The sequence below is a fragment of the Cryobacterium sp. TMT2-14 genome, from assembly GCF_004402465.1.
GTDB classification, from domain to species: domain Bacteria; phylum Actinomycetota; class Actinomycetes; order Actinomycetales; family Microbacteriaceae; genus Cryobacterium; species Cryobacterium sandaracinum.
Map to the genome: position 1 here is coordinate 1 of NZ_SOFV01000008.1, position 24,580 is coordinate 24,580.

Here is a 24,580-nt window from a genome sequence, read left to right on the forward strand (position 1 = left end):
CTGGCCACGCAGACGTCTAAGGCCGCGGTCACCGTGTTGATGCGGATCGCGTGGCGGACGGTCGGGGCGATCATCACCCGGGTTTGGGCCGACACGGAAAAGCTCCATGATCCCTTCGCCGGGCTCACCCGGATCGGGATCGATGAGGTCTCCTTCAAGCGCGGCCGGAAGTTCTTGACCGTGGTCGTCGACCACGATTCGGGTCGTCTGGTCTGGGCCGCACCCGGCCAGGACAAGGCCACCCTGGCCACGTTCTTCGATGCGCTCGGCGCGGAACGATCCGCTCTGATCACGCATGTTTCCGCGGATGGGGCCGCGTGGACCCGTTCCACGTCGTGAAGTGGGCCACGGAAGCCCTCGACGAAGTCCGCAAGGCCGCCTGGACCGAGGCCCGCAAACAGGCCCGCCTAAACGAGTCCCGCACGGTTGGCCGGCCCGTGCACGACGCCCCGGCCCGGCCTCACAGCGAGCACGCGAAGTTGATGATGAACTCCCGCTACGCGCTCTGGAAAAACCCCGAAAACCTCACCGAGAAACAACAGATCAAGCTGGCCTGGGTCGTTCACACCAACCCGGCCCTGGGCCGGGCCTACTACCTCAAAGAAGGCCTCCGGCTGGTCTTCAAGCTGCCCCGCGACGAAGCCGCCGAGGCCCTGGNATGAATACCAAGATCCGGCTCATTACCCGCATCGCCTTCGGCTTCAAATCACCCGACGCCCTCATCGCCCTCGCCATGCTCAGCCTCGGCGGCCACAAACCAGTGCTCCCCGGCCGGGTTTAACCCACGGATGAAGCAGGAGAGCCAGAATCTCCGTCGAATTCGTTCAGGGCAGAGTTGCTGGCCGGGCCGGGCCCGGACTCGGATAGGGCGTGGAATGCACGTTCTGCCCACATCGAGGTCCCCTGATCGTCTACGTCGGCAAGGGAAACGCCCGGTTCGGAAACCCCGGCCCGTGCGACCCCCAACGCCCACACTTGGCGGGCCTCACCCTTCCGGCCCCGCCGGCCGCAGAAAAATACCGCCGACCACCGCGCCGAGCCACGACCTCGGCTCCCCTTCCGTGAAGAGAAAGGAGCCGAGGTTACGGGTCGGCGGAGTGGATGCAGTCAGTCGCCTGCGGTCAGTCGCCTACGCTCGTGCGGGTGGCAGGCAGGGCCGCGGCAGCGACGCCGCGGATCGGTGGGGTGTGGAACGTGCCCTGGAAGACCCGTTCGCTCGCGCCGACGCGGTCGAGGTAGGGCGTGATCCCGCCCATCTGGAACGGCCAGTTGGCCCCGAGGATCATGCACAGGTCGATGTCCTCCGCGGCGTGCACGACGCCGTCGTCCAGCATCCGCTTGATTTCATCGGCGAGGCCGTCCTCGATCCGGCGTAGGATCTGCTCGGCTGTCATCGGGGTCTGCCCGCCTGCGACGATCTTGACGGCGCCCTTGTCGAAGCCCTTGATCCTGCCCTTGGCGTCGCGCTCCAGAATGGTTCCGTGCTCGGCCAGCTTATGCAGGTTCGCGCTCTCGAAAAACCGGTCCGGGAATGCGGCATGGTGGGTGTCCAGAACGTGTGCGCCGACCTTGAGGCCGACCAGCTCGAGCAGCTCGAACGGGGTCATCGGCATCCCGAACGGAGCCAGTGACCCATCGACGACCTCGAACGGGGTTCCGGTGTCGACGGCGTGCATGGCCTCACCCAAGAGCTTCGCCAGGAGGCGGTTCACGACGAACCCGGAGGTGTCCCGGGTGATGACCGCGTTCTTTCGCAGTTTGGCTGCCACGACCATCGCCGTGGAGAGAGTGGCGTCGTTGGTCCGCGGGGTGTTCACGACCTCGATCAGCGGCATGATCGCCACCGGGTTGAAGAAGTGGAAACCGACCAGGCGCTCGGGGTGGGCCAGCTTCGCACCGATCTGTTCGACCGAGAGGGACGAGGTGTTGGTGGCGAGGATGGCGTCGGGAGAGATGTGCTTCTCGATTTCGGCGAAGACATCCTGCTTCACGCCGAGTTCCTCGAAGACGGCCTCGATCACCCAGTCGGCGTCGGCGAACTGTGCCTTGTCTGTCGTTCCCGTGACCAGAGCGCGGAGCCGGTTGGCCTCGTCGGGGGAGATACGGTTCTTGGTCTCCAGGGTGAGGATCTCGCCGTGGATGTACGCGACGCCCTTCTCGACGCGGGCCTGGTCGAGGTCTGTGATGACTACGGGCACGCGCAGGCGACGCACGAAGAGAAGGGCGAACTGGCTGGCCATCAGGCCGGCGCCGATGACGCCTACCTTGTTGATCGGGCGGGCGAGGGCCTTGTCCGGCGCACCGGCCGGCCGCTTGGCTCGCTTCTGCACCAGGTTGAAAGCGTAAATACTGGCCTGCAGCTGGTCTCCGGCGATGAGTTCGGCCAAGGAGTCGTCTTCCCGCTCGAACCCTTCCTGGCGAGATCCGCTCTTGGCTGCTTTGAGCAGGTTGAGGGCGATGTACGGCGACCGGGCGACGGTTCCGATGCGGTTTTCCAGCATCTTACGGGCCACGCCCACGGCCACATCCCATTTCACGAGCCGTTCGACCTTGCCGGGCGTATTGGGCCGGGCGACCTTTGTCTTTCCGGCGATCACGCCATCGGCCCACTCGATGGACTGTTCAAGGAACCTGGCCGAGGCGAACTGCACGTCGGCGATGCCCAGCTCGAGAGCATCCGCCGCTTTGAGCGTGCGGTGCTTGAGCGGATTCTCGATGATCACCTTCAGCGCGTTCTCGATGCCGATCAGGTTGGGCAGCAGGTAGGAGCCGCCCCAGCCCGGGATCAGCCCAAGGGAGACCTCGGGCAGCGCGATCGCGGGCACGGTCGCGTCGACGGTGCGGTAGTCGGCGTTGAGGGCGATCTCCAGCCCGCCCCCCAGTGCGAGCCCGTTGATGAACACGAAGGAGGGCACACCCAGTTCGGCCTGCTTGCCCAGCGCATAGTGGCCCAACTGGGCCAGCAGCTTGCCCGTCGCGAGCGATGGGATCTCGCTGACCTTGCTCAGGTCGGCGCCGGCGGCGAGGATGAACGGTTTGCCGGTGACGGCGACGCCGTGGATGTCGCCGAGGGCGGCGCGTTCCCGGAGAAGGTCCATCGCCATGGCGAACTCGAGCAGGGTGTTCGGGCCGAGCGTGTTCGGGCGGGTGTGGTCCCGGCCGTTGTCGAGCGTGACCAGCGCCAGGGTCCTTCCACCGGACAGAGGCACATCGTGTACGTAGCAGTGGGTGACGACCTCGTCGGCCGACAGCTCGACCAGCGGGGTGAAATCGAGTTCGGAGTAGTTGCTCATCGCTTGCTTGCCTTCCGGTTGAAGTTCGGGTTCTCCCAAATCACGGTGCCGCCCTGGCCGAGACCGATGCACATGGCGGTGAGGCCGTAGCGCACCTCCGGGTGCTCGCTGAACTGACGGGCGAGCTGGTTCATCAGGCGCACGCCGGAGGAAGCGAGCGGATGTCCGATGGCGATCGCGCCGCCGTACTCGTTCACCCGTGGGTCCTCGTCGTCGATGCCGAAGTGGTCGAGGAACGAGATGACCTGCACGGCGAAAGCCTCATTGAGTTCGAACAGGCCGATGTCCGTGATGCTGAGGCCGGCCTTGCGCAGGGCCTTCTCGGTGGAGGGGACCGGACCGAGTCCCATGACCTCCGGCTCAACGCCGGCGAAGGCGAAGCTGACCATCTTCATTTTGACGGTGAGACCGAGGTCCTTGGCGGCCTTGCCGCTGGCGAGGAGGCAGGCGCTGGCACCGTCGTTGAGCCCGGAAGCGTTGCCGGCAGTGACCCGTCCGTGGGGACGGAAGGGGGTCTTGAGAGTCGCGAGGCCCTCCATCGTGGTTTCGGGGCGGGGAGCCTCGTCGCGGGTCGCCAGACCCCAGCCGGAATCGCTGCGGATCGCAACCGACACCAGGTCGGGCTGTATCTTCTCGGCGGCATAGGCCGCGGCGACCTTCTGTTGGCTGCGCAGGGCGAACCGGTCGGACCGCTCCTTGGTGTACGCCGGGAACCGGTCGTGGATGCGCTCGGCCGTGGCGCCCATATTGAGGGCGTCCTCGCTGACCAGGCGCTCGGACAGGAAACGCGGATTCGGGTCGACGCCCGAACCCATCGGGTGGCGTCCCATGTGCTCGACGCCGCCGGCGATGGCCAGGTCGTAGGCGCCAAATCCGATCCCGGCTCCGAGAGTGGTCACGGCGGTCATGGCGCCGGCGCACATCCGGTCAATGGCGAATCCGGGTACCGACTTCGGCAACCCCGAAAGCAGTGCCGCCGTGCGACCGAGCGTGAGGCCCTGATCGCCGGTCTGGGTGGTGGCGGCAATCGCCACCTCGTCGATGCGTTCCCCAGGGACCGACGGGTTGCGTTCCAGCAGTCCGATCATGGCCTTGACCACGAGATCATCCGCCCGGGTGTTCCAGTAAATGCCCTTTTCACCGGCGCGTCCGAACGGGGTACGAACCCCGTCCACAAACACGACTTCTGTTCTATCGGCCACTTTGCCTCCATCATCGATCAGGTGTCGGTCGATCCTAAAGGGGCTCCCGTGGAGGGTCGAATCCTTGGACGGATCCTACGAATCCGCTTCCGAAGAGAGCTCGATCGATTGGTGGACATCCACAAAGGCATCGGCGATCCGTTGTGCGGTCACTTCAATTTGCCAGGTGCGCGCACCCAGGTGCGCGAGCGCCTCACCGACGGATGCGGGATCGACGTTGACGGGCGGCGTCCACGCCACCCGGCGGACATAGTCCGGGGTGACGAGGTTCTCCAGCGGGATGGCGAGCTCCTCGGAGACCTCGGTGAGGGCTGCGCGAGCGGCCTTGTAGCGCAGGTCAGCCTCGGGATTGCGGTCGGACCAGGCGCGCGGGGGCGGGAGCAGGTCGCCGTTGCCCCGAAGCGACGGCAGGTCGGTTGACGCCAGGCCCTTCTGGATGGCACGCCACCAGCGGTCGAGTTCGCTGCGGCTCGCACGGCCGCTGAACTCCCTCAGATCAGCCAGGGCCTGCCGGTTCGCCGGCATGGCCCGTGCTGCCGCCGTCAGCGACGCATCGGGCACGAGCCGGCCGGGGGACACATCCAGCTCCTGTGCCAGAGCGTCGCGAGCCAGCCACAATTCCCGGGCCACGGCCAGGCCACGCTGTCCCCGGATGGAGTGCACGCCGGAAAGGCGGCGCCAGGGTTCGGGGCCGACGGGCTTCGCCTCACGCGCCAGCACGGCGGCGAATTCCTGCGCGGCGATGTCGGTCTTGGAATCGGTGGCGAGCATGTCGACCATACGGTCACGCAGGTCGGGAAGCAGTTCCACGTCGAGCGCGCCGTAGACCAGCCAGGCCTCCGGCAGTGGGCGGGTCGACCAGTTGGCGGCGGAGTGTTCCTTGGCAAGATGGATGCCGAGCAGCTCTTCTACCACCGTGCCGAGGCCGACCCGGGGGATTCCGAGCAGGCGGGCGGCCAGTTCAGTGTCGAAGATGTGTCGGGGGTCAAGTCCGACCTCGCGCAGGCAGGCCAGGTCCTGGCTCGCGGCGTGGAAAATCCACTCGTCATCGCGCAGAGCCTGGTTGAGCTCGTGGAAGTTGCCGATCGCGGGCGGGTCAAACAGGAATGTGCCAGCGTCGCGCCGATAGATCTGGATCAGGTAGGCGCGCTGGGAGTAGGTGAAGCCGGAGGCTCGTTCAGCGTCGATGCCGATCGGGCCCGTGCCCGCGCTGAGGGCTGCGGTCGCCGCGAGGTAGGCGTCCCGCGTATCGATCACCTGGTGATCAAGCACGACCGGTTCGGCGTGTGGACAACATGCTGACTCCTTCGCCAGTGGGTGGAAGACCTGCGAGCATGCAGAGCAGCTCGCCCCATCCTTCGACGTGGGCGGCGAGATTGTGGTCCAGCGGCGTCCACGAGGCCCGCAGTTCGATCTGCGCGCCATCGCCCTGCTTGGCAAGTTCGCCAAAGCCGGACGAGATAATCTTAGTAGCGGTCCCCGAGGCCGCTGTATACCGTGCCCCGTGGGCGTCGAGAGCATCGACCAGCCACGACCAGGTGACCCCCGCGACGAACGGGTCGAGGCCGATGTCGGTTTCCAGGGGAGCCTGGGCGAAGCAGACGACGCGGAAGGCGCCGCCCCACTCCTCGGGCTCGGCCGGGTCATACAGCAGGATGAAGCGTCCGGTCCCGAGATCGGAGTCGCTCCCGTGACGTACCGGGGTCACGTCGGCCGAGAAGGCGATGGAGTGCGGAGCGAGGTTTCCGGGTGCGGAAATCTCATTGACCACAAGCTCCGTACGGATGCGGGCACGTGCGAAGGATGCGCGGGCGGCGGCGAACTCCGGCGAAGGCGTTTCTTGTGTTTCGGGCACGTGTGCAGACTAGAGTTTTTTTCGAGCGGAGTCGGACAGGCACGCCGGACAGGGGAGGTAGTCATGCGTGAGCGGGCGGGCTCAGGGCGGTACCCGAGGCGTTTTCTGGCGGTGAGCGGGATCGCAGTCGCCGGGGCAACGGTGTTGCTGGGGATCGCGGGCGGTGTTTTGGCGGCCGTGATGGCACGTCGGATTGTGACGCCCTCGACCACGCGCTCCGACGACGTGCGGATCCACTCCGTCGACCTCGTGGCGGGAACGATTACGCTGCAGTCCACGGCGGATTCCGTACTGCAGGGCGATTACAGCTTCTGGTTCTCGGGCGATACAGGACACGCCCACCTGGGCGAGATCCTCCGTCTCACGCCCACGAAGGTGACGCGGCGTATCCTGCGCGTCGATCACGGGGATCTGGCCCGAGCCGAGCGCGGCCGGCTCGGCGGCTACTCGTACCTCGGGCCCTGGGACCTCGGCTTCGCCTTCGAGGACGTGCTCGTTTCCACCGACGTCGGTGATGCCCCGGCCTGGCTGATCCCGGCCGAGGAGCCGGACGGCCGCTGGGTGATCCAGGTGCACGGGCGCGGGGTGCAGCGGCAGGAGACGCTGCGAGCGGCGCCGGTCTTCCGGGATGCGGGCTTCACGTCCCTGCTTGTGTCGTACCGCAACGACGGGGAGGCACCGCGGAGCGGCGACGGCCGGTATTCCCTCGGTGACGCGGAATGGCAGGATGTCGATGCGGCGATCGCGTTCGCGGTGCACCGCGGTGCGACCGAGATCGTGTTGATGGGGTGGTCCATGGGCGGCGCGATCGTGCTGCAGAGCGCGACGCGATCAACGCTGCGCGACCGGATCGTCGGCATCGTGCTCGACTCGCCCGTGATCGACTGGGCGGATGTCGCGCGCTTCCACGGCGGTCTGCTCGGCCTGCCCGCGGTCATCGCCAGCGGTGCTCTGGAGGTCCTGGGACGGCGTTGGGGCAAGATCGTCACCGGTCAGACCCAACCGATCGACTTCGGACGCCTCGATTTCGTCACGCGCGCCGCCGAGCTCGACCTACCGGTGCTCCTGATGCACAGCGACGACGACGGATTCGTGCCCGCGACCGGCTCCCGCGCCCTGGCCGGGCGCCGACCCGACATCGTGACCTTTCTGCCGTTCGCGGTGGCGCGGCACACGAAGCTGTGGAACTACGACCGCGAGGGTTGGAATCAGGCCATCACGAACTGGCTGGTCGAGATCGCTCCCACCGAGCGTATGTCGCTCCCTGGTCGTCCAGGAGAAGTTGCCGCAACCTGAATCCGGTGGATCCGGCCGTGGCCGATTCGAGCAACCCCCGGCCGCCGAGCACCACTTGGGGGCTCGTGGACAGGCAGAATTCGTCGACCAGGTCGGCCGCGAAGAATCGCCCGGCCAGCACCGGACCGCCCTCGCAGACGATGCGCGGGAGGCCGAGGGCGCAGAGGGCTGCGAGAATCGTGGACGGAGTGAGGACGCCGTTCTCATCGTCGAGCGGCACGACGGTCGTGCGGGCCCCGACCGTGGCGGCCTCCACCCGGCCGACTGCGAAGCGCGGACAGAGGATGAACACCGGCTGCCGATGCGCGGATTCCGGGTGTGCGGAGTCCCGGTGCGTAAAGTGCTCGAGCCGATGACCGGCCAGGTTTCCGCTGGAGGTGACGACCGCGAGGGCCGCCCGGGCCGGCACGACGTACCCCTCCGCACGGACACTGCCGGCGCCGATCAGGACGACGTCGGCAAGTTCCCTGATCACACCGAGGATCCGGCGGTCGAGGCGGCTCGAGAGGGAATCCGAGGTGCCATCGGACCCGGCCACGCCGCCGTTCAGGCTGGCGATCATGTTGACCCGCAGGTACGCGCCCGGCGCCGGGGCGTAGCGCCGCAACAGCCAATCCCGGCTGACCGGGTCGAGCCCGTCGACGCTCCGCGGCAGGTCGACCGTATCGCCGCCCGCGTCCGGCTCCGGAAACACCCGGGTCAGGGTCACGCAGCGCCCTCGCGCAGGCGGCGCTTGGTGCGGGCGAGCATGGCTGACATGCCGCGGATGCGCAGGGGAGACACCGCTTTCGTCAATCCGATCGTGTTCGGATAGTCATCCGGCACATCGAGCACCTCCTGGGCGCTGAGCCCATCCAGACCCTGGGCCAGGATCGAGGCGAAGCCCCGGGTCGTCGGCGACTCCCGGGGAGCGGTCGCGTAGAGGTGCACCGCGGACTCGCCGTCCACCTCGACGAACATGAAGACGGGAGACTGGCATTCAACGACTCGCTCGAGCAGGTCCGGGTGCTCCGCGTAGCGCGGCGGGAGCGCCGGCAGCTCGTCGGCGAACTCAAGCAGCAGCAGCAGCCGGTCGGACTCCTCGAGTTCGAGGAAGTCATCGCGGATCTCGGCCAGTTTGGCGGGAAGTTCGGTAGCGGTCATCGACACTCAGTCTGCCATGCGCGGGCCGTGAGGCCCCAGAATCCGAGTGGGCCGGCCGGCTCAGCGGGGCTGAGGTGCGGCGCCCGGCTCCGTGCCCATCACGATCGGCACGTGCACGGCGTTACCCCATTCGGTCCAGGACCCGTCGTAGTTGCGCACGCCTTCGAAGCCGAGAAGGTGGGTCAGGACGAACCAGGTGTGGCTGGACCGCTCGCCGATCCGGCAGTAGGCGATGACGTTGTCGCCGTCGGAGAGGCCGGCCTCGTCACGGTAGATGGCGTCCAGCTCGGTGCGGGTGCGGAAGGTGGCGTCCGGGGCAGCGGCGCGCGCCCACGGCACCGACGCCGCCGACGGGATGTGGCCGCCGCGCAGGGCGCCCTCCTCCGGGTAGGCCGGCATGTGGGTGCGTTCGCCGGTGTACTCCTCGGGGGAGCGCACGTCGATCAGCGGGTTCCCGAAGTGCGCGAAGACATCCTCGCGGAATGCGCGGATGGCGGAATCGTTGCGCGGGGCGACCGGGTACACGGTCGGGGTGATAACGGGCTTGTCCCGGGTGAGGCCTCGTTCCTCGGCCACCCACTTGTCACGGCCGCCGTCGAGCAGGCGGACGTCTTCGTGGCCGAATAGGGTGAACACCCACAGGGCGTAGGCCGCCCACCAGTTGTTCTTGTCGCCGTAGATGACCACGGTGGTGTCGCGGGAGATGCCCTTGGCACCGAGCATTGCGGCGAAGGCGGCACCGTCGACGAAGTCGCGCTCGACCGGATCATTGAGGTCGGTATGCCAGTCGATTTTCACGGCTCCCGGAATGTGGCCGGTTTCGTAGAGCAGAACGTCTTCATCCGATTCGACGACAACAAGACCGGGGGTTTCGAGATGCGCCTGCAGCCACTCGGTGCTGACAAGACGTTCGGGGTGGGCGTAGGCCATGAACTTCGGTGCCGGATCGAGATCAACAGACATGGGGGAACCTCCTGGTGGCGTCCGATGGACACTGGAATCAAATGGGCGCGGTTTAGGCTGGTTACCGGTCCGCGTTTTCGAATCTACGCGGTATGGGTCCTGATCGCATCCGCGGTCGTTCTTCAACGATGGTGCTCAGACCGGGACTATCAGTTCGACACAGAAACCGGGTACTACAGCATGGCTCCACAAGCTCTCAGCCAGGTGCAACGTTTGGCCGATCGCTCTCCGAGCATCACCGGGCCGGAGATCGTGGCCGAGTTGGTTCCGCCGCCCCAGTTCGAGCACGCCACCTTCGCGTCGTACCGACCTGACCTGAACTTCCCCTCGCAGCTCGAGGCCGTTGAACGGCTGGGCACCTTTGCCGGAGCCTGGCTGGCCCAGCGGCCCAGCGGCTTCTTCTCCCGCACCCGCAAGCCCAAGCCGGAGCTGCCGGGCATCTACCTGGACGGTGGTTTCGGCGTCGGCAAAACCCACCTGCTGGCCGCGCTCTGGCATGCCGCCGCGGGACCGAAATACTTCGGCACCTTCATCGAGTACACCGCACTGGTGGGAGCACTCGGCTACGCAGCCACCGTCAGGCAGCTCTCCGGCGCCCGCCTGATCTGCATCGATGAGTTCGAACTCGACGACCCGGGCGACACCATGCTGATGACCCGGCTTCTGGGCGAGCTCGTGGCCTCGGGTACCCGCGTCGCCGCCACGTCGAACACGCCGCCGAATTCGCTGGGCGAGGGGCGTTTCGCCGCGATCGACTTCCTTCGCGAGATCCAGGCGATGTCCGCGAACTTCGAGATCGTGCGTATCGACGGCCTCGACTTCCGCAGGCGCGACATCGAGGGCCACGCCATCGCCGTGTCCCGGGACGAAGTGGACCAGCTGGTGCCCGCCCTGGTCGAACGCGGCTCCACGGTGACCCGGGACGACTTCGGCGACCTGATCCGACATCTCAGCACGGTGCATCCGTCGAAGTACATCAAGTTGATCCACGGCATCGACGTCATCGCCCTGACCGATGTGTACCTACTGACCGACCAGACGGATGCCCTCAGGCTGGTCGCCTTCATCGACCGGGTCTACGACGCGGAGATTCCGATCATCGCCAACGGGCAGCCCCTGAACGAGGTCTTCGACGAGGAGATGCTCTCCGGCGGTTACCGAAAGAAGTACCAGCGGTCCCAGTCCCGTCTCGTGGCGCTGACCACAGGTGAGCTTCCACCGCACGACTGATGCACGACTGATCGAGGCCGGGCCACCGCTCTGCCCGCCGGAAACGCGATGTTAACACCGTCGCTCGGCGCGTAACGCGGGCGAAACATCCGCGCGCACTCACCGAAACCTCACAACTTCAAACTGACTCTGTACCCGCCGAGACACGATCAACCGCTCACCCTGTGCACGTCGACGGCAACCACTGTTAGTTAGCGAGAGGTAACCATATCCATGGTTCAACTGTCAGTCCTGTTGGACGCCACAACTGATGAAATAGGCCTGAATCTCAATTCCCTGTGGCTCCTCGTCGCGGCCGCCCTCGTGCTTCTGATGACTCCCGGTGTTGCCTTCTTCTACGGCGGAATGGTGAAGGCGAAGAGCGTCATCAGCATGATGATGATGAGCTTCGGCGCGATGGGCGTTGTCGGTGTGCTGTGGGTGCTCTACGGCTACGGGCTCGTCTTCGGCCCGCCGCTGATCCCCGGTTTCCTCGGCAACCCGTCCGGGCTGCTCGGCCTGAGTGGGCTGCTCGGCGCCGGGGAAGACGGATCCCTCTCTCCCGACCTGAACGGGCTGGCGTTCGCCGGCTTCCAGGCCACCTTCGCCATCATCACCGTCGCACTGATCTCTGGTGCGATCGCCGACCGTGCCAAGTTCGGCGCCTGGTTGATCTTCGCCGCCGTGTGGTCGACCCTGGTGTATTTCCCGGTCGCCTACTGGGTCTTCAACCTCGCCGATGGCTGGGCTCCCGCCGCTCTCGGGGTCAACGACTTCGCCGGTGGCACCGCTGTGCACATCAACGCCGGTGCAGCCGGTCTGGCTCTCGCCTTGGTGCTCGGCAAGCGGGTGGGTTTCAAGAAAGGCATCTCCAAGCCCCACAACGTTCCGCTCACCCTCCTCGGTGCCTCGCTCCTGTGGTTCGGCTGGTTCGGTTTCAATGCCGGCTCCGAAGCCGCCGTCGACGGTGTCGCTGCCCTCGCCTGGATCAACACGCTCGTCGCTCCCGCCGCCGGTATTCTCGGCTGGCTGATCGTCGAGAAGATCAAGGACGGCAAGCCCACCTCGATCGGTGCCGCCTCGGGTGCCGTCGCCGGGCTCGTCGCCGTCACCCCTGCCTGTAACATCCTCACCCCGTTCTGGGCGATCGTCCTCGGAGTCCTCGTCGGAGCGGTATGCGCGGTTGCCATCGACCTGAAGTTCAAGTGGGGCTTCGACGACTCGCTCGACGTGGTGGGCATCCACCTCATCGGTGGCATGATCGGAACGCTCTACATCGGTATCTTCGGGTCGGGCATCGGCCTGCTCGACACCGGCAGCCTCAACCAGCTCTGGGTGCAGTTTGTCGCAGCCTTCGGCATCGCGATCTTCTCCTTCGTGATGGCCTACGGCATCGGCGTGATCATTCAGAAGACGATCGGCTTCCGAATCAACAACGAAGACGAGGTGGCCGGAGTGGACACCATCGTGCACGGTGAAGAAGGCTACGCGCTCGACGCCGTCTAACCATGAAGCAGCACCGCCCTGTGCGTGCTGTCCTTTTCGGTGGCTGTCCTATTCGGTGGCTGTCCTATTCGGTGGCTGTCCTATTCGGTGTAGGACGACCTCGACAGCGCCTGGGACTTCCGGGCGTCGAACTCGGCCGGGGTGATCGCGCCCGCAGCATGCAGAGCCTTCGCCCGGCCGATCTCCTCCGTGGGCCCGGCACTGGTTCCGGCGACACTGCGGATGCACTGATCGGTCTGCGCCTGGTACTCCCTCGACTCCGTGGAACTGCGTGCACCCTAGCCGTGGGGCAGGCCGAGAGCCACGGTGACGAGGCTGAACGACCACTCGGGGCCGCGAATGGAGGACGCGTCTCTATGACCTCGCATCGGGTACCGGCTCAGATGGCGCTTCCGGGCGCAGCCCTGACACCGGGAGCCGTGACACCTGCAGCGTCGTCACCGGCTGCACCGTCACCGGGGGTCGGCACGCCGATCCCGGCTCCGTCGACCGCTGAGGTGAAACGGCCGCGGCTTGATGGTGCATTTCATCGGCTCATCGCCGGCGAAGCGCGCTGCGTCTGCGTGTGGGCTGCGGCAGGCCCCGGGAAGATGACCCTGCTGGCGTCCTGGGCTGGCCGTTTTCACCGGAACGGGGAGTCGGTCACCTGGGTACGCGCGCAGCCGGGCCGGTTCCGTCCCGCTGATGTCTGGCGGCAGGTCGGGCGGCGCTCGGGGGTGTCAGGCGACGGGGACACCCGGTACGTGTTCATCGGTGGGTTGGACCGTGTCGAAGCGGATCGGCCGGGCTGGTGGGCGAGCTGGTCGCGTCGGTGCCCGATGGCATCCGTCTCGTGGTCGCCGGGCGCACTCGGCCGTGCGCAGGGCCGACGCGACTGCGCGGCGACGGCTCCATGGTCGACGTGCCGCCGGCGGACCTGGCGTTCGATCGGAGCGAGCTGCTGCTGATCGTGCCGTTCCTGCACGGGAGGAACGATTCCGCACGGCTGGTGGTGGATTTCGACGGTGACGATCCGGCGGTGGCCGGTTTCCTCCGGTCGGAGATCATCGCCGGCTGAGCTGACGGTGACGAGAACACGAAGCTGCGCGCCGCCGTCAGGCCTGTCCACTCGGTCGACCTGGCCGTCGAGGTGACGAAGCGAGCGGATGCCGGGGCTGGGCTGGACCGGCTGGCCGGGCCCAGCGCACTTATCACCAGGGAGAGGGGCGACGACACCAGGGCGTATCGCATCCACTCGATCCTGCTGGCCTATCTGCAGGGCGAGGCGCGGCGACGTGACTTCGCGGCGGCGGCGGCTCACGAGACCGCGGCCCGGTGGTTCGCGCGCCGCGCCGACGGTCAAAACGCTCTCGAGCAGGCGCTTGCTGCCGGGCTGCCCGTCCTCACCGCCGAGATGCTCGATGCTTTCGGTCTCGATCTCGTGCTCAGGGGAACGCCAGACCTCGTCCTCCGTGCCCTGGCAGAGCCGGCCGCGCGCGCCGGGAACCCAGGTGCATCCGTGGCGGCGTCCCTGAGGCTGCTCCTGGAGGCGCCATACTTTCCCGACCGGGGGCAGGCCGACCACCTGCTGGCGGAGCTCGAGGTGGTGGGGCTCGCGTCCGGCGGCAGTGCGGAGATCTGGACCGTCGTGATCGACGCGCTTGCCGCCTTCTTCGCAGCGACGCCTGACGAAATCCGGGACCGTCTGGCCAGGCTGGGCGCTGTCCGCGCCGCACCGGGGCGGCGGGGAGACCTCGGTGTCGACCTGCTGGCCGCCACCGCGGAGACCTGGTGCCGCGCCGGTCTGGGCGAGGCGGAGCGAGCCGAAGCGGGACTGCGAATGGTGGCTGTGACCGCGCGGAATGCCGGTAACCAATGGCTGTTCCTGCTTGCCGGCGACCTCGCCGCCGTGTCGGCCTCCCGCCGGGGCGACTGGGCCCGCGCCGGTCTCATCGACGATCAACTCGCTCGGGCGACGGATGCCGCAGCGCGCCCGGCCGCGGGTGCCGTGGCATCCGTGGCGGGGGCGGCGTTCGACCGCGCAGCGGCCCGCGCCTCGGTCTCGCTCCAGATCCGCCGGTACGAACGCTGCGAGCCGATCGATCAGGGCGTGCTGGAACGGCTTGTCGCGGCCGACCCTCTGGTGTGCGATTCCGGACTGATCGTGCCCGCCCAGACCTTCCTGTCCCTGTCGGCACCGGCGGCGGACCCGAGGCGGCGATCGGTGCTCGAGAATCTGAACGGCTTGATGCGGGAGAATGCGGACGCCCACCCGCGTGTGCCGAGCCTGTGCTGCATCCCCTGGTTCGAGTTGACCGGTGCGCTGGACGGGCGGGCCGAGGCCCGACGTGTCACGCTCCTGGTGGAGAACGTGCTGGGTACGGACTCGTTGGAGGCCGTGCTGCTCCGCTCCCTGGCGTACCCGCCGGCCCCGGGCCGCCACGGCGCCGGTGGGCGGCTGGAAGCCGCCGCAACGCCGGCCGCCCGGTGTTGGCGCGGGTCCACGCTCGTGAGCGCCTGGATCGTGCTCGCCGGCATCGCTGAGGAGAGTGAACGATCTGCCGAAGCGGATGCCCGTCTGGCTCGGGCGCCGCGCCTGGCTGAGCAGCTGCGGGACCTCGACGGTTTCGCAAGCCGGATTGTGACTCGGTCCGCTCAGGCGCCGGGGGAGAATTGCCCAGCCCCAGCCCAGCCCCAGCCCAGCCCCAGCCCCAGCCCCGGCCCCGGTCGCACCGCTCACCGAGCGGGAGCGGGTGCTGCTGCGCGAGCTGCCCTTCCATCAATCCGTGGCGGACATCGACCGCAAGCATAATGTGAGCCCGAACACCGTCAAAACTTATCTGCGCAACATCTATCAGAAGCTTGAGGACACCGACCGCACTCGGGCCGTGACTATTGCTCAGGAGCGCGGCCTGCTCTGACCTGCACCCCCCGAATGGGAATGGTTCCGCCTGACCCAGACCACTAGGCTTCGAGGGTCTCGTGCCCGCGCGCGCCGCGCGAAGTGCCAGGCCACGTGCATGATCTTCGTGCCGGCGGAACGGAAGGACCCCATGTTTGAATTCCTGCTCAGCCCCATCCCCGGTCTCATCATGCTGGGTATCGTCGTCTTCCTGATCGGCCTGTTCTATGCCAAGAGCGTCTACAAGAACGCCGGGCCGGACGAAGCCCTGATCATCACCGGCAAGAAATCGAAGAAGACCATCGTCGACGGTGCCACGCTGGAGGAATCCGGGCAACGCGTCGTGCACGGCCAGGGCGTGTTCATCACCCCGTTCTTCCAGAAGGCGTTCAAGATTAGCCTGCGCAGCCGGGCGATCGAGATCACGGCCGTCGCCCAGGACCAGAACGGCGTCACCCTCACCGTGGAAGCAGTCGCCATTGTGAAGGTCGGCGACGACCCGGCCGCCATTCGTGCCGCCGCGCAGAGGTTTCTCGGCCAGGACAAGAACATCGACGGCTTCGCACAGGAAGTACTGTCGGGATCCCTGCGGTCGTCGATCGGTGGCACGAACGTGATGACCATCATCCAGAAGCGCGACGAGCTCGGCTCCTCGGTGCTGGCGACCGCCCGGGAGTCCCTGGCCAACCAGGGCGTCGACGTGGACTCGTTCGAGATTAAGGGCATCACTGACGAGAACGACTACATCCGGGACCTCGGACGCGCCGAGCAGGCCAAGGTGCGGCGCCAGGCCGAGGTTGCCGAGCACGCGGCCAACCGGGAGGCACAGGAGGCCGCCATTCTGGCCGAGCAGGCCATCGCCGAGGCCCAGAACACGCTCGCACTTCGGAAAGCGGCGCTGCAGCTGGACACCGACAAGGCCGCCGCCGAAGCCGCCGCGGCCAAGCCGCTGGCCGAGGCCAAGGCCCAGCAGGCCATCGTTCAGGAGCAGGAGCTCACCGCCCAGCGGCGCGCATCTCTCCGCAAGGCCGAGCTTGAGTCCGAGGTCAACGCGATCGCCGACGCCGAGGCGTACCGCATCCGGGTGACCGCCATCGCGGCGGCGGAGGCCGCCGTGGCCGGCGCGAACGCCGACCGCGACAGCCGCATCGCCAACGCCGAGGCCCTCCGCGCGGAGGGGCAGGCAGAGGCCGACGCCATCCTCGCCCGCGGTACCGCTGAGGCGACCGCTACCCGGCTGTCCGCCGAGGCCGTCGCCGAGCAGAGTGAGGCGCTGATCCAGCTTCGCATGGTGGAAATGCTGCCCGAGATCGCCCGCGAGCTGGCCGCTCCGATGTCGAACATCGACAACCTGACGGTCATCTCCACGGATGGCGCCAGCCAACTGACCAAGAATGTCGCTTCCGGTATCACCGAGGTCGACGGCGTGCTCAAGTCGACCATGGGTATCGGCATCCGGGAACTGCTCGGCAACCTCGTCGGTGGAGCCGCTGTCGGAGCGGCCGCGACCAAAACCGCCAAGCCACAGGCCTCACTCACGACCGCCCAGCAGGCCGACGTCGACAGCGCTCTGGCCGCGCCGGCCGTCGAGGCATAGCACGCAGTCAGGTCGGACGCTGATTCAGGCCTTCGCGCCTGGATCGCTCGCATTTCGAGGGCGTCGACCTGGTCCCGGTGCGAGTAGCGTTGATGTTCACAGAATGCCGCAGTCCGGTCCGCATGGGCTCGGGAACAAGGGGAGATTTCCAGATGACGGATGCCGCGATGGACCCGGTCTCGGCCGTTGCGCCCCTGCTGGCCGGGCGAGCGTCCTCGAGCCAGCGCTGGTCGAATTTGATATTCGTGCACTGGCGCGTGGATGCCGCTCTCGTGGCTCCGCTGCTGCCGGACGGTCTCGTGCCCGACGAATTCGACGGCGCTAGCTGGGTTGGGCTGATCCCGTTCGTGCTAGACCGGGCCACCGTCTTCGGCAGTCCGCCCATTCCCTACTTCGGCACCTTCGTTGAGGTGAACGTGCGCCTGTACGCGGTGGATGCGAACGGGCACCGCGGCGTGGTCTTCGTCTCGCTGGAGGCCTCCCGGCTGGCGGCTGTGATGGCGGCCCGGGCATTGTTCTCGATCCCGTACATGTGGTCCCGCACCAAGCTTGAGGTCGGGGCGGGGGAGTACCGCTACACCGCGCGCCGACACCTGGCCGCCGGGGCGCACACCGAGATCGTGGTGCGGCCGACTGCCCGCCCGGTCGTCGGCGACCCGCTCGCCGATTTCCTGACCGCCCGCTGGGCTCTATTCACCCGTACGCGTGGCCGCACGGTGCACCTGCGCAACCACCATGAGCCGTGGGAGCTCTTCGAGGCCGAACTGGTGAGCCTTGACGACACCCTGCTCGCCGTGGCGGGGTTCCCCGGGCTGGCCGGACGCGAGCCGGATTCCGTGCTGTATTCGCCCGGGGTCACCACCTGGTTCGGCGCCGCCGGCTGAGTCGCGGGCCGACGCTATCGAGGCAAGGTAGGACGGGGCGTTCGCTCGGCGGGCGGAACCGGTCGAGGCGCGCGTCGCTTCGGGCTGGCCCGCGCCGCGTTGGAGTCGGGTGAGATCAGTTGTCAGCATGCGAGGGTGGTGATCGTTCAGGCGTGGTCGGTGCCGACGAGGTGAGGCCGGCGTTCGAGGTGGAGGTTCTGCGTTCGGCAGGCAGGTTGCCGGCGTCGAAGTTGACGTACCTGGCCCCGCGGCATCGCGTCGCGGACGCTCTACGACCGTGCTGAGAAGGTGGCGCCGCGGTCCGATCGCCGCGGAGACGGCCCGGCGGATCGCGGTCGGGTGCCGAGCTTCACCCGGATTCTGGTGCGTCCGGAGGCGGGGGCGGTGCTCGTGGTCGGCCGCGACCGGTACATGGTGCCGGAAGACCCGAAACGGTTCCTGCGGGTGTGGGTCAAACCTGCCGGTTTCCAGGCTGCAAACGGTCGGTCGCAAACTGCGATATCGAGCATTCCCTGGATTGATAGTTCGATGGGCTGACCGCGCACGACAATCTGGCACGTCTGTCTGCGGGCTGTCATGCGCCGACGAGCGAGACCGGTTGGCGGGTGTTGAACCGCGGCGGCGGCTTACGTGAGTGGACGTCGCCGACGGGGCGCAGGCTCGTGAGCGAGCCGGCCAGGGTCATCCGCTCGGCTTCGACCGAACCGTCGACCTCCTGGTGCGCCACCATGCCACGATCATGAGCGTAGTGCTGCTGGTCATCGGCGCGGCCCTGATCGGAGGGGGCCGGTCCGATCGGGGAAGCCCCCGGCCCGACCACCTGCGCGGAGGATGTCGCCTGGGTCGCACTCTCCCGGGTGCAGCCCCACGATCGACATCTCGTGCGCATGCTCGCGCATGGAGTCGACCGCAACCGTCAAGCCGCGTTACGCGGACTCAACGCGGTCTGACACAGCGCGGACTTCATGAGCGTTGTCGTCGGCAGCGTGAGAGCGGCAGGCTCTCCCGAACGAATTCGACGGAGATTTTGTCAAAATCGGCCCTAAATCGTTTGGAAATCCCGTTTTTCCGGAGAATCTCCGTCGAATTGGTTCCGGCTGCTCACCCAGCGAGACCCCAGTGGCACAATCACGGGCTGGGGCTGGGGCTGGGGCTGGGGCTGGGGCTGGGGCTGGGGCTGGGGCCCAGACCCGGGCCCAGCTCACCCGAGCACAGACGCGAAGGCGGTATTTGGGATACTCGGAGAATGGTCGACGTCACCCTCACCCTTCCCGCCGGCGCTGTGCTCCTTCGGCGCGCCCTGTCCCAGGATCTGTCTGCAATCGTGGGGCTTCTCGCCGACGACTCCATCAGCGCTTCCCGAGGCGACGCCGACCGGCCGGAAGATCGCGTCGCCTACGAACGGGCATTCGCCGCAATCGACGCAGATCCGGCCCAACAGTTGCTGGTCGCGACGTCGCTTTTGGGCGAGGTGCTGGCCACCATGCAGCTCACCGTCATCCCTGGGCTCGCCCGTGTCGGGTCCACCCGGTTGCAGATCGAGGCCGTCCGGGTTCGCTCAGATCAGAGGAGCCGCGGGCTCGGCGGAGCCATGATTCGGTGGGCCGTGCAGAATGCCCCGGCCTTCGGGGCTCAACTCGTCCAGCTCACGTCGGACGCAGCGCGCGTCGACGCGCACCGGTTCTATGAACGGCTGGGCTTCACCGCGTCCCACGTGGGCTTCAAACACGCCGTGCCGACGGTCTCCTGACGGCAGCACCCCCGCGGGGCAGGATCAGGCAAGCAGGCCGAGGAGCCGTCCGGCGAACCCTGCGCACGCGATCGTCGCGGTGAAGAACACGGCCACCCAGACCACGCCCGGGATGTGGGTCAGACGGGCCAGCTGGTCGGCGTCGGAGGCGGTACCGCGGCTCCGCGACCGGGACCGCTGGAGCTCGACCACGGTGCGCACAGCCCCGAGCAGCAGAAACGCCGTGATCAGCAGGGCGAAGACGCTCTGCACCGGAGGAGTGCCGAACCAGGTGATGCCGAAGACCAGTCCAGCGGTAACGAGGACGGACCACAGTCCGAACCAGTTGCGGATCTGCACGAGCAGCAGTGCCAGGGCCGCCAGCGACAGCCACAACAGGCCGATGTCGTAGCCGAGGCTGAGCATCCGTGCCGCGCCGAGCCCCAGCAGGGCAGGGGCGGTATAGCCGGCCAGCAGGGTCAGCACCATGCCGGGTCCGCGCGGGCGTCCGCTGCTGACGGTCAACCCCGAGGTGTCGGAATGCAGACGGATACCGCCGAGCCGGCGACCGCTCACCGTCGCGACCACCGCATGGCCGCCCTCGTGCGCGATCGTGATGACGTGGCGGGTGACCCGCCACGCGGCCGGCACCAGCACGAGCACGGCAGCGGCCGCGATGGTCAGCCAGGCCGTGATCGCGGGCAGAGGCTCGTTTCGGGCGGAGAGTTGCCCCCAGAGATCGACAAGCCCGTCCATGGATTTCAGCCTAGATTACCTTGGGCGGGAGCTTTATACTGATCGCAAAAGCTGGATACGAGTGAAAGGACGGTCCCCATGAGTGCTTCGGACAAGATGAAGAACTCGGCCGAGGAAGCCGTGGGCAAGGCAAAGGAGGCCGCCGGCAAATTGACCGACAACGAGCGGCTGGAAGCCGAGGGCAAGGCTGAACAGGCCAGGGCAAACCTCAAGCAGGCCGGTGAGAACGTCAAGGACGCCGTCACTGATTGAGTCGAATCCGCATCTCCACACCATCAGTGCACGTCAATCAAAAGAAAGGACGGCGAGCAGGATGAACGTACTCCTCGTCATTGTTGCCATCATCGCCATCGCGCTTCTGTTCACCGGAGGGTTCGTCGAGTCGCTCAACTTCCTCATCTGGGTCGGCATCGTGCTCGTCGTGATCGCGCTGATCGTCTGGCTTGCCCGGACGATCTCCGGGAAGCGGGCCTGACCGGGCCGCGCATGTGGTCTCCAACCCGTACCGAGAAAAAGAAAAAGCCCCGACCTTCGGGGCTTTTTCTTGGCTGTGGGCGATACCGGACTCGAACCGATGACCTCTTCCGTGTGAAGGAAGCGCGCTACCAACTGCGCCAATCGCCCCTGCGGCCTCGTACTGTAGCCACAAGTCTAGATACTAACCCAGACCGGGTGGAAGGCGCACATCGTGGGGGCCTCAACACGCCGGAACGACTCGGTTTGAATATGAACAGGACTATCGGCTAGAGTCTTCCAAGCGCGCAGAAATGCGGGCAGTTGCGGATGTGGCGCAGTGGTAGCGCATCACCTTGCCAAGGTGAGGGTCGCGAGTTCGAATCTCGTCATCCGCTCGAATGGGATCGGCCGCGAGGCCGGTTTCTTTCGGTACGAATCCCAAGTGGTGGGTTGGCCGAGAGGCGAGGCAACGGCCTGCAAAGCCGTGTACACGGGTTCGAATCCCGTATCCACCTCCAATCCCGGAAGTCGCAATGCAGGAATGATTTTCAGGAAATGGGCGATTGGCGCAGCGGTAGCGCGCTTCCCTGACACGGAAGAGGTCACTGGTTCGATCCCAGTATCGCCCACAGAGTTGGGAAACAGATAACCCCCGGTAAAGCGGGGGTTTTTTTGTTCGCACAGCACCGGAAATCCAGGTGCAGTCGGGCCTTCCTCGGGCTCGCCGCGATGAATCGCCGGGGAGGGTGCGGCGGGTTCGGCCGGAATCGGCTAGAGTCTTTCAAGTCAGCGGAAACGTTGATAAGTGCGGATGTGGCGCAGTGGTAGCGCATCACCTTGCCAAGGTGAGGGTCGCGAGTTCGAATCTCGTCATCCGCTCGAAAGGAATCGGCCGCAAAGCCGGTTCTTTTTGGTACGAATCCTATGTGGTGGGTTGGCCGAGAGGCGAGGCAGCGGCCTGCAAAGCCGTGTACACGGGTTCGAATCCCGTATCCACCTCCACTTCTGGATTGTCTTTTCAGAGAATGGGCGATTGGCGCAGCGGTAGCGCGCTTCCCTGACACGGAAGAGGTCACTGGTTCGATCCCAGTATCGCCCACAGGCAAACCCCCGGTAACTCGGGGGTTTTTCTTTGCCCAAAATGGCCGTGCCCGTCGTGGTCGAGGCGCGCCGCTAAAGTTATTGGGGTTCGAACAATACTGAAGGAGTAATACACGTGGCTGACGGCTTTGAGCTATTCACCGACCGGTCCGTTGTCGCAATGCGCGTCAACGGCGAGCTCAAGGATCTCGCCACGACGGTGACTCCGACGGATGTCGTCGAACCGGTGACCATCGGCTCGCCCGACGGCCTCAGCATCCTGCGCCACTCGGCCGCGCACGTGCTCGCACAGGCCGTGCAGACCGTGAACCCGGCGGCGCGTCTGGGAATCGGCCCGCCCGTCACCGATGGTTTCTACTACGACTTCGACGTTGAAGAGGCATTCACCCCCGAGGACATCAAGTCGCTCGAGAAGGCCATGGACCGCATCATCCGCCAGGGCCAGCGGTTCGTGCGCCGCGTCGTCACCGACGACCAGGCCCGGGACGAACTCGCCGCCGAGCCGTACAAGCTCGAACTGATCGGGCTCAAGGGCGGGGCCGCCGAGACCGTCGACAACGAGTCGGTCGAGGTCGGCGGCGCCGAACTCACCATTTACGACAACGTGGACCCGAAGACGGGGGAGACGCTCTGGAAAGACCTCTGCCGCGGTCCCCACCTGCCGAACACACGCATGATCGGCAACGGCTACTCCCTGACCCGTCTGGCCGCCGCCTACTGGCGCGGGTCCGAGAAGAACCCGCAGCTGCAGCGCATTTACGGCACCGCCTGGGCCACCAAGGACGAACTGCGGGCCTACCAAGCCCGCCAGGAGGAGGCCGCCAAGCGCGACCATCGCAAGCTCGGCGCCGAACTCGACCTCTTCAGCTTCCCCGAGGAGATCGGCTCCGGCCTGCCCGTCTTCCACCCCAGGGGCGGCATCATCCGTCAGGAGATGGAGAACTACTCCCGCAAGCGCCACACCGAGGCCGGCTACGACTTCGTCTACACGCCGCACATCACCAAGTCGAACCTGTTCGAGACGTCCGGTCACCTCGACTGGTACGCCGATGGCATGTTCCCGCCGATGAAACTCGACGCGGAGTACGACGCCGACGGCCACATGACCCGTCAGGGCGTCGACTACTACCTCAAGCCGATGAACTGCCCGTTCCACAACCTGATCTTCCGCTCCAGCGGCCGCAGCTACCGCGACCTGCCCATGCGCCTGTTCGAATTCGGCTCGGTCTACCGCTACGAGAAGTCCGGCGTCGTGCACGGCCTCACCCGCGTGCGCGGAATGACCCAGGACGACGCGCACATCTACACGACCCGCGAAGGCATGAAAGAGGAGCTCACCAGCACCCTCAACTTCGTGCTCAAGCTGCTCGCCGACTACGGCCTCGAGGACTACTACCTCGAGCTCTCCACGAAGGACCCGAAGAAGTTCGTCGGCACCGACGAGGCCTGGGCGGAAGCGACCGACACCTTGCGCGAAGTCGCCGAAGCATCCGGTCTCGAACTCGTGGCCGACCCGGGCGGCGCCGCCTTCTACGGCCCGAAGATCTCCGTGCAGGCCCGCGACGCGATCGGCCGCACCTGGCAGATGTCCACCATCCAGCTGGACTTCAACCTGCCGGAACGGTTCGACCTCGAGTACACCGCCTCCGACGGCTCCCGCCAGCGCCCGGTGATGATCCACCGGGCCCTGTTCGGTTCGATCGAACGCTTCTTCGCCGTGCTCACCGAGCACTACGCCGGGGCGTTCCCGGTGTGGCTGTCCCCGGTGCAGGTCGTCGGCATCCCCGTGTCCGAGCAATACGGTCCATACCTCGACGAAATCATCGGCCGGCTCGAGACGGCAGGCGTGCGCGCCCAGGTCGACCACTCCGACGACCGCATGCAGAAGAAGATCCGCAACCACACCAAGGCGAAGGTGCCCTTCCAGCTGATCGTCGGCGAGGATGACCGCTCCAATCGCTCGGTGAGCTTCCGGTTCCGCGACGGCACCCAGGAGAACGGCGTACCGGCCGACGAGGCCATCCGTCGCATCATCGCCGCGATCCATGCGCGCGCGCAGGTCACGACCCAGGGCCAGGTCTGAGATGGACACGCACAGCGACGAGTTCGAGGGGCTCGAGCAGTCGTCCGAGTTCGCCGCGGTTCCGGATGCCTTCCAACGGCTATGGACCCCGCACCGCCTGGTCTACATCCAGGACGGCCAGCAGCCGCACCCGGATGACTGCCCCTTCTGCCTGGCCCCGAGCATGACCGACGAGAAGGCACTGATTGTGGCCCGCGGCACGCACGCCTACGTGTTGCTGAACCTGTTCCCGTATAACAGCGGGCATCTGCTGGTCTGTCCGTACCGGCACGTCGCGACTTACGATGAGGCCAGTCCGGAGGAGGTCGCCGAGATCGGCAGTCTCACCCAGGTGGCCATGCGTGTGCTCAAGGCGGTGTCGCACTGCGACGGCTTCAACATCGGCATGAACCAAGGCCGAATTGCCGGCGCGGGCATTGCCGAGCACCTACACCAGCACATCGTTCCCCGCTGGGCGCTCGACTCGAATTTCTTCCCGATCATCGCCGGAACGAAGGCGATTCCCCGTCTTCTGGGCGATGTGCGGCGCGAAGTCGCCGAGGGCTGGCCCCAGGATGGCAACTAGCCGTATATACCCCTCCACCGGCACCCGCCGGGCGGAATCGACACCACCCAAGGAATAGAAT

At 66.6% G+C, this 24,580-nt stretch carries 23 protein-coding genes, 7 tRNA genes and 1 pseudogene; 21 read left to right on the plus strand and 10 right to left on the minus strand.

What is annotated here, in order from left to right:
* A pseudogene (locus tag E3O28_RS01910) lies at positions 1-781 on the plus strand (transposase); the annotation flags it as partial.
* 340 nt (positions 782-1,121) lie between these two features.
* Here E3O28_RS01910 and E3O28_RS01915 read toward each other — a convergent pair.
* The 4 genes from E3O28_RS01915 to E3O28_RS01930 form a co-directional block, all read right to left on the minus strand.
* Positions 1,122-3,293 (minus strand): 3-hydroxyacyl-CoA dehydrogenase NAD-binding domain-containing protein, encoded by a 2,172-nt coding sequence (locus E3O28_RS01915; protein ID WP_134415092.1) that lies wholly within the window; start codon positions 3,291-3,293, stop codon positions 1,122-1,124.
* Entirely contained in the window at positions 3,290-4,495 is a 1,206-nt protein-coding gene (locus E3O28_RS01920) for a thiolase family protein (protein WP_104099613.1), read from the minus strand. The genes E3O28_RS01915 and E3O28_RS01920 overlap by 4 nt, the downstream gene beginning before the upstream one ends.
* Positions 4,496-4,570: 75 nt before the next feature.
* The gene (locus tag E3O28_RS01925) at positions 4,571-5,767 is read right to left on the minus strand and encodes a ribonuclease D (RefSeq protein ID WP_134342487.1); all 1,197 of its coding nucleotides are present in this window, start codon (positions 5,765-5,767) and stop codon (positions 4,571-4,573) included.
* Entirely contained in the window at positions 5,760-6,350 is a 591-nt protein-coding gene (locus tag E3O28_RS01930; protein WP_104099615.1) for a DUF3000 domain-containing protein, read from the minus strand. Before E3O28_RS01930 ends, E3O28_RS01925 begins: the two co-directional genes overlap by 8 nt.
* Before the next feature lie 111 nt (positions 6,351-6,461).
* Between E3O28_RS01930 and E3O28_RS01935 the strand changes: the two genes are divergently transcribed.
* Positions 6,462-7,646, plus strand: coding sequence for an alpha/beta fold hydrolase (locus tag E3O28_RS01935; RefSeq protein ID WP_166784709.1), 1,185 nt, complete (start codon positions 6,462-6,464; stop codon positions 7,644-7,646).
* On the opposite strand, the gene E3O28_RS01940 is transcribed toward E3O28_RS01935, so the two are convergent.
* Genes E3O28_RS01940 through E3O28_RS01950 form a run of 3 tightly spaced genes read right to left on the minus strand, consistent with a single transcriptional unit; the run spans position 7,567 to position 9,752 of the window.
* On the minus strand, positions 7,567-8,355 hold the full coding sequence (locus tag E3O28_RS01940) for a dihydrofolate reductase family protein (RefSeq protein ID WP_104099617.1): 789 nt from the start codon (positions 8,353-8,355) through the stop codon (positions 7,567-7,569). The two genes, E3O28_RS01935 and E3O28_RS01940, sit on opposite strands and share 80 nt — an antisense overlap.
* On the minus strand, positions 8,352-8,789 hold the full coding sequence (locus tag E3O28_RS01945; protein WP_104099618.1) for a SufE family protein: 438 nt from the start codon (positions 8,787-8,789) through the stop codon (positions 8,352-8,354). Before E3O28_RS01945 ends, E3O28_RS01940 begins: the two co-directional genes overlap by 4 nt.
* A 60-nt stretch (positions 8,790-8,849) precedes the next feature.
* Positions 8,850-9,752, minus strand: coding sequence for a sulfurtransferase (locus tag E3O28_RS01950; RefSeq protein WP_134371499.1), 903 nt, complete (start codon positions 9,750-9,752; stop codon positions 8,850-8,852).
* Positions 9,753-9,932: 180 nt separating this feature from the next.
* On the opposite strand from E3O28_RS01950, the gene zapE reads away from it, so the two are divergent.
* From zapE to E3O28_RS01990, 8 genes are all read left to right on the plus strand, one after another.
* The gene (zapE, locus tag E3O28_RS01955; RefSeq protein WP_134415094.1) at positions 9,933-10,982 is read left to right on the plus strand and encodes a cell division protein ZapE; all 1,050 of its coding nucleotides are present in this window, start codon (positions 9,933-9,935) and stop codon (positions 10,980-10,982) included.
* Positions 10,983-11,243: 261 nt separating this feature from the next.
* Complete coding sequence (locus E3O28_RS01960) at positions 11,244-12,467, plus strand: ammonium transporter (RefSeq protein ID WP_174721869.1); 1,224 nt, start codon at positions 11,244-11,246, stop codon at positions 12,465-12,467.
* Between the two features lie 790 nt (positions 12,468-13,257).
* Complete coding sequence (locus tag E3O28_RS01970) at positions 13,258-13,524, plus strand: hypothetical protein (protein WP_134415096.1); 267 nt, start codon at positions 13,258-13,260, stop codon at positions 13,522-13,524.
* A 72-nt stretch (positions 13,525-13,596) separates the two neighbouring features.
* Positions 13,597-15,258: a hypothetical protein gene (locus E3O28_RS16645; protein ID WP_198411523.1), complete on the plus strand. Its 1,662-nt coding sequence runs from the start codon at positions 13,597-13,599 to the stop codon at positions 15,256-15,258.
* Complete coding sequence (locus E3O28_RS01975) at positions 15,233-15,367, plus strand: LuxR C-terminal-related transcriptional regulator (RefSeq protein ID WP_166785917.1); 135 nt, start codon at positions 15,233-15,235, stop codon at positions 15,365-15,367. Before E3O28_RS16645 ends, E3O28_RS01975 begins: the two co-directional genes overlap by 26 nt.
* Before the next feature lie 132 nt (positions 15,368-15,499).
* Positions 15,500-16,945 (plus strand): SPFH domain-containing protein, encoded by a 1,446-nt coding sequence (locus E3O28_RS01980; protein WP_158250210.1) that lies wholly within the window; start codon positions 15,500-15,502, stop codon positions 16,943-16,945.
* A 152-nt stretch (positions 16,946-17,097) separates the two neighbouring features.
* Entirely contained in the window at positions 17,098-17,829 is a 732-nt protein-coding gene (locus tag E3O28_RS01985) for a DUF2071 domain-containing protein (protein WP_134415098.1), read from the plus strand.
* Positions 17,830-18,168: 339 nt separating this feature from the next.
* Positions 18,169-18,366 carry a hypothetical protein gene (locus E3O28_RS01990; protein ID WP_134415099.1) on the plus strand — a complete coding sequence of 66 codons (198 nt, stop codon included), beginning with the start codon at positions 18,169-18,171 and terminating at the stop codon, positions 18,364-18,366.
* Between the two features lie 37 nt (positions 18,367-18,403).
* Here the strand turns inward: E3O28_RS01990 and E3O28_RS16155 are convergent, their stop codons facing one another.
* The gene (locus tag E3O28_RS16155) at positions 18,404-18,559 is read right to left on the minus strand and encodes a hypothetical protein (protein ID WP_166784710.1); all 156 of its coding nucleotides are present in this window, start codon (positions 18,557-18,559) and stop codon (positions 18,404-18,406) included.
* A 516-nt stretch (positions 18,560-19,075) separates the two neighbouring features.
* On the opposite strand from E3O28_RS16155, the gene E3O28_RS02000 reads away from it, so the two are divergent.
* Positions 19,076-19,579: a GNAT family N-acetyltransferase gene (locus E3O28_RS02000; protein WP_104171045.1), complete on the plus strand. Its 504-nt coding sequence runs from the start codon at positions 19,076-19,078 to the stop codon at positions 19,577-19,579.
* Positions 19,580-19,603: 24 nt separating this feature from the next.
* Here the strand turns inward: E3O28_RS02000 and E3O28_RS02005 are convergent, their stop codons facing one another.
* Positions 19,604-20,314 carry a M50 family metallopeptidase gene (locus E3O28_RS02005; protein WP_104100479.1) on the minus strand — a complete coding sequence of 237 codons (711 nt, stop codon included), beginning with the start codon at positions 20,312-20,314 and terminating at the stop codon, positions 19,604-19,606.
* A gap of 78 nt (positions 20,315-20,392) precedes the next feature.
* Here E3O28_RS02005 and E3O28_RS02010 point away from each other — a divergent pair, with 78 nt between their 5' ends.
* Together E3O28_RS02010 and E3O28_RS02015 are read left to right on the plus strand one after the other, a co-directional pair.
* Positions 20,393-20,566, plus strand: a complete 174-nt coding sequence (locus E3O28_RS02010) for a CsbD family protein (protein WP_104100480.1) — start codon at positions 20,393-20,395, stop codon at positions 20,564-20,566.
* Positions 20,567-20,627: 61 nt separating this feature from the next.
* Complete coding sequence (locus tag E3O28_RS02015; protein WP_134371589.1) at positions 20,628-20,789, plus strand: hypothetical protein; 162 nt, start codon at positions 20,628-20,630, stop codon at positions 20,787-20,789.
* Between the two features lie 76 nt (positions 20,790-20,865).
* Here E3O28_RS02015 and E3O28_RS02020 read toward each other — a convergent pair.
* Positions 20,866-20,938 (minus strand) — tRNA-Val (locus E3O28_RS02020).
* A gap of 155 nt (positions 20,939-21,093) precedes the next feature.
* Here E3O28_RS02020 and E3O28_RS02025 point away from each other — a divergent pair.
* The 8 genes from E3O28_RS02025 to E3O28_RS02060 all read left to right on the plus strand — a co-directional run bounded on the left by E3O28_RS02025 (position 21,094) and on the right by E3O28_RS02060 (position 24,519).
* Positions 21,094-21,165, plus strand: a tRNA-Gly gene (locus tag E3O28_RS02025).
* A gap of 49 nt (positions 21,166-21,214) precedes the next feature.
* Positions 21,215-21,288: transfer RNA gene (locus E3O28_RS02030), tRNA-Cys, on the plus strand.
* 39 nt (positions 21,289-21,327) lie between these two features.
* Positions 21,328-21,399, plus strand: a tRNA-Val gene (locus tag E3O28_RS02035).
* Positions 21,400-21,577: 178 nt separating this feature from the next.
* Positions 21,578-21,649: transfer RNA gene (locus E3O28_RS02040), tRNA-Gly, on the plus strand.
* Positions 21,650-21,698: 49 nt separating this feature from the next.
* A tRNA-Cys gene (locus E3O28_RS02045) sits at positions 21,699-21,772 on the plus strand.
* Positions 21,773-21,797: 25 nt separating this feature from the next.
* Positions 21,798-21,869: transfer RNA gene (locus tag E3O28_RS02050), tRNA-Val, on the plus strand.
* A 162-nt stretch (positions 21,870-22,031) separates the two neighbouring features.
* On the plus strand, positions 22,032-23,954 hold the full coding sequence (gene thrS, locus E3O28_RS02055; protein ID WP_233191359.1) for a threonine--tRNA ligase: 1,923 nt from the start codon (positions 22,032-22,034) through the stop codon (positions 23,952-23,954).
* Between the two features lies 1 nt (position 23,955).
* Positions 23,956-24,519 carry an HIT domain-containing protein gene (locus E3O28_RS02060; RefSeq protein ID WP_104100482.1) on the plus strand — a complete coding sequence of 188 codons (564 nt, stop codon included), beginning with the start codon at positions 23,956-23,958 and terminating at the stop codon, positions 24,517-24,519.
* The last annotated feature ends 61 nt before the right edge of the window (positions 24,520-24,580 follow it).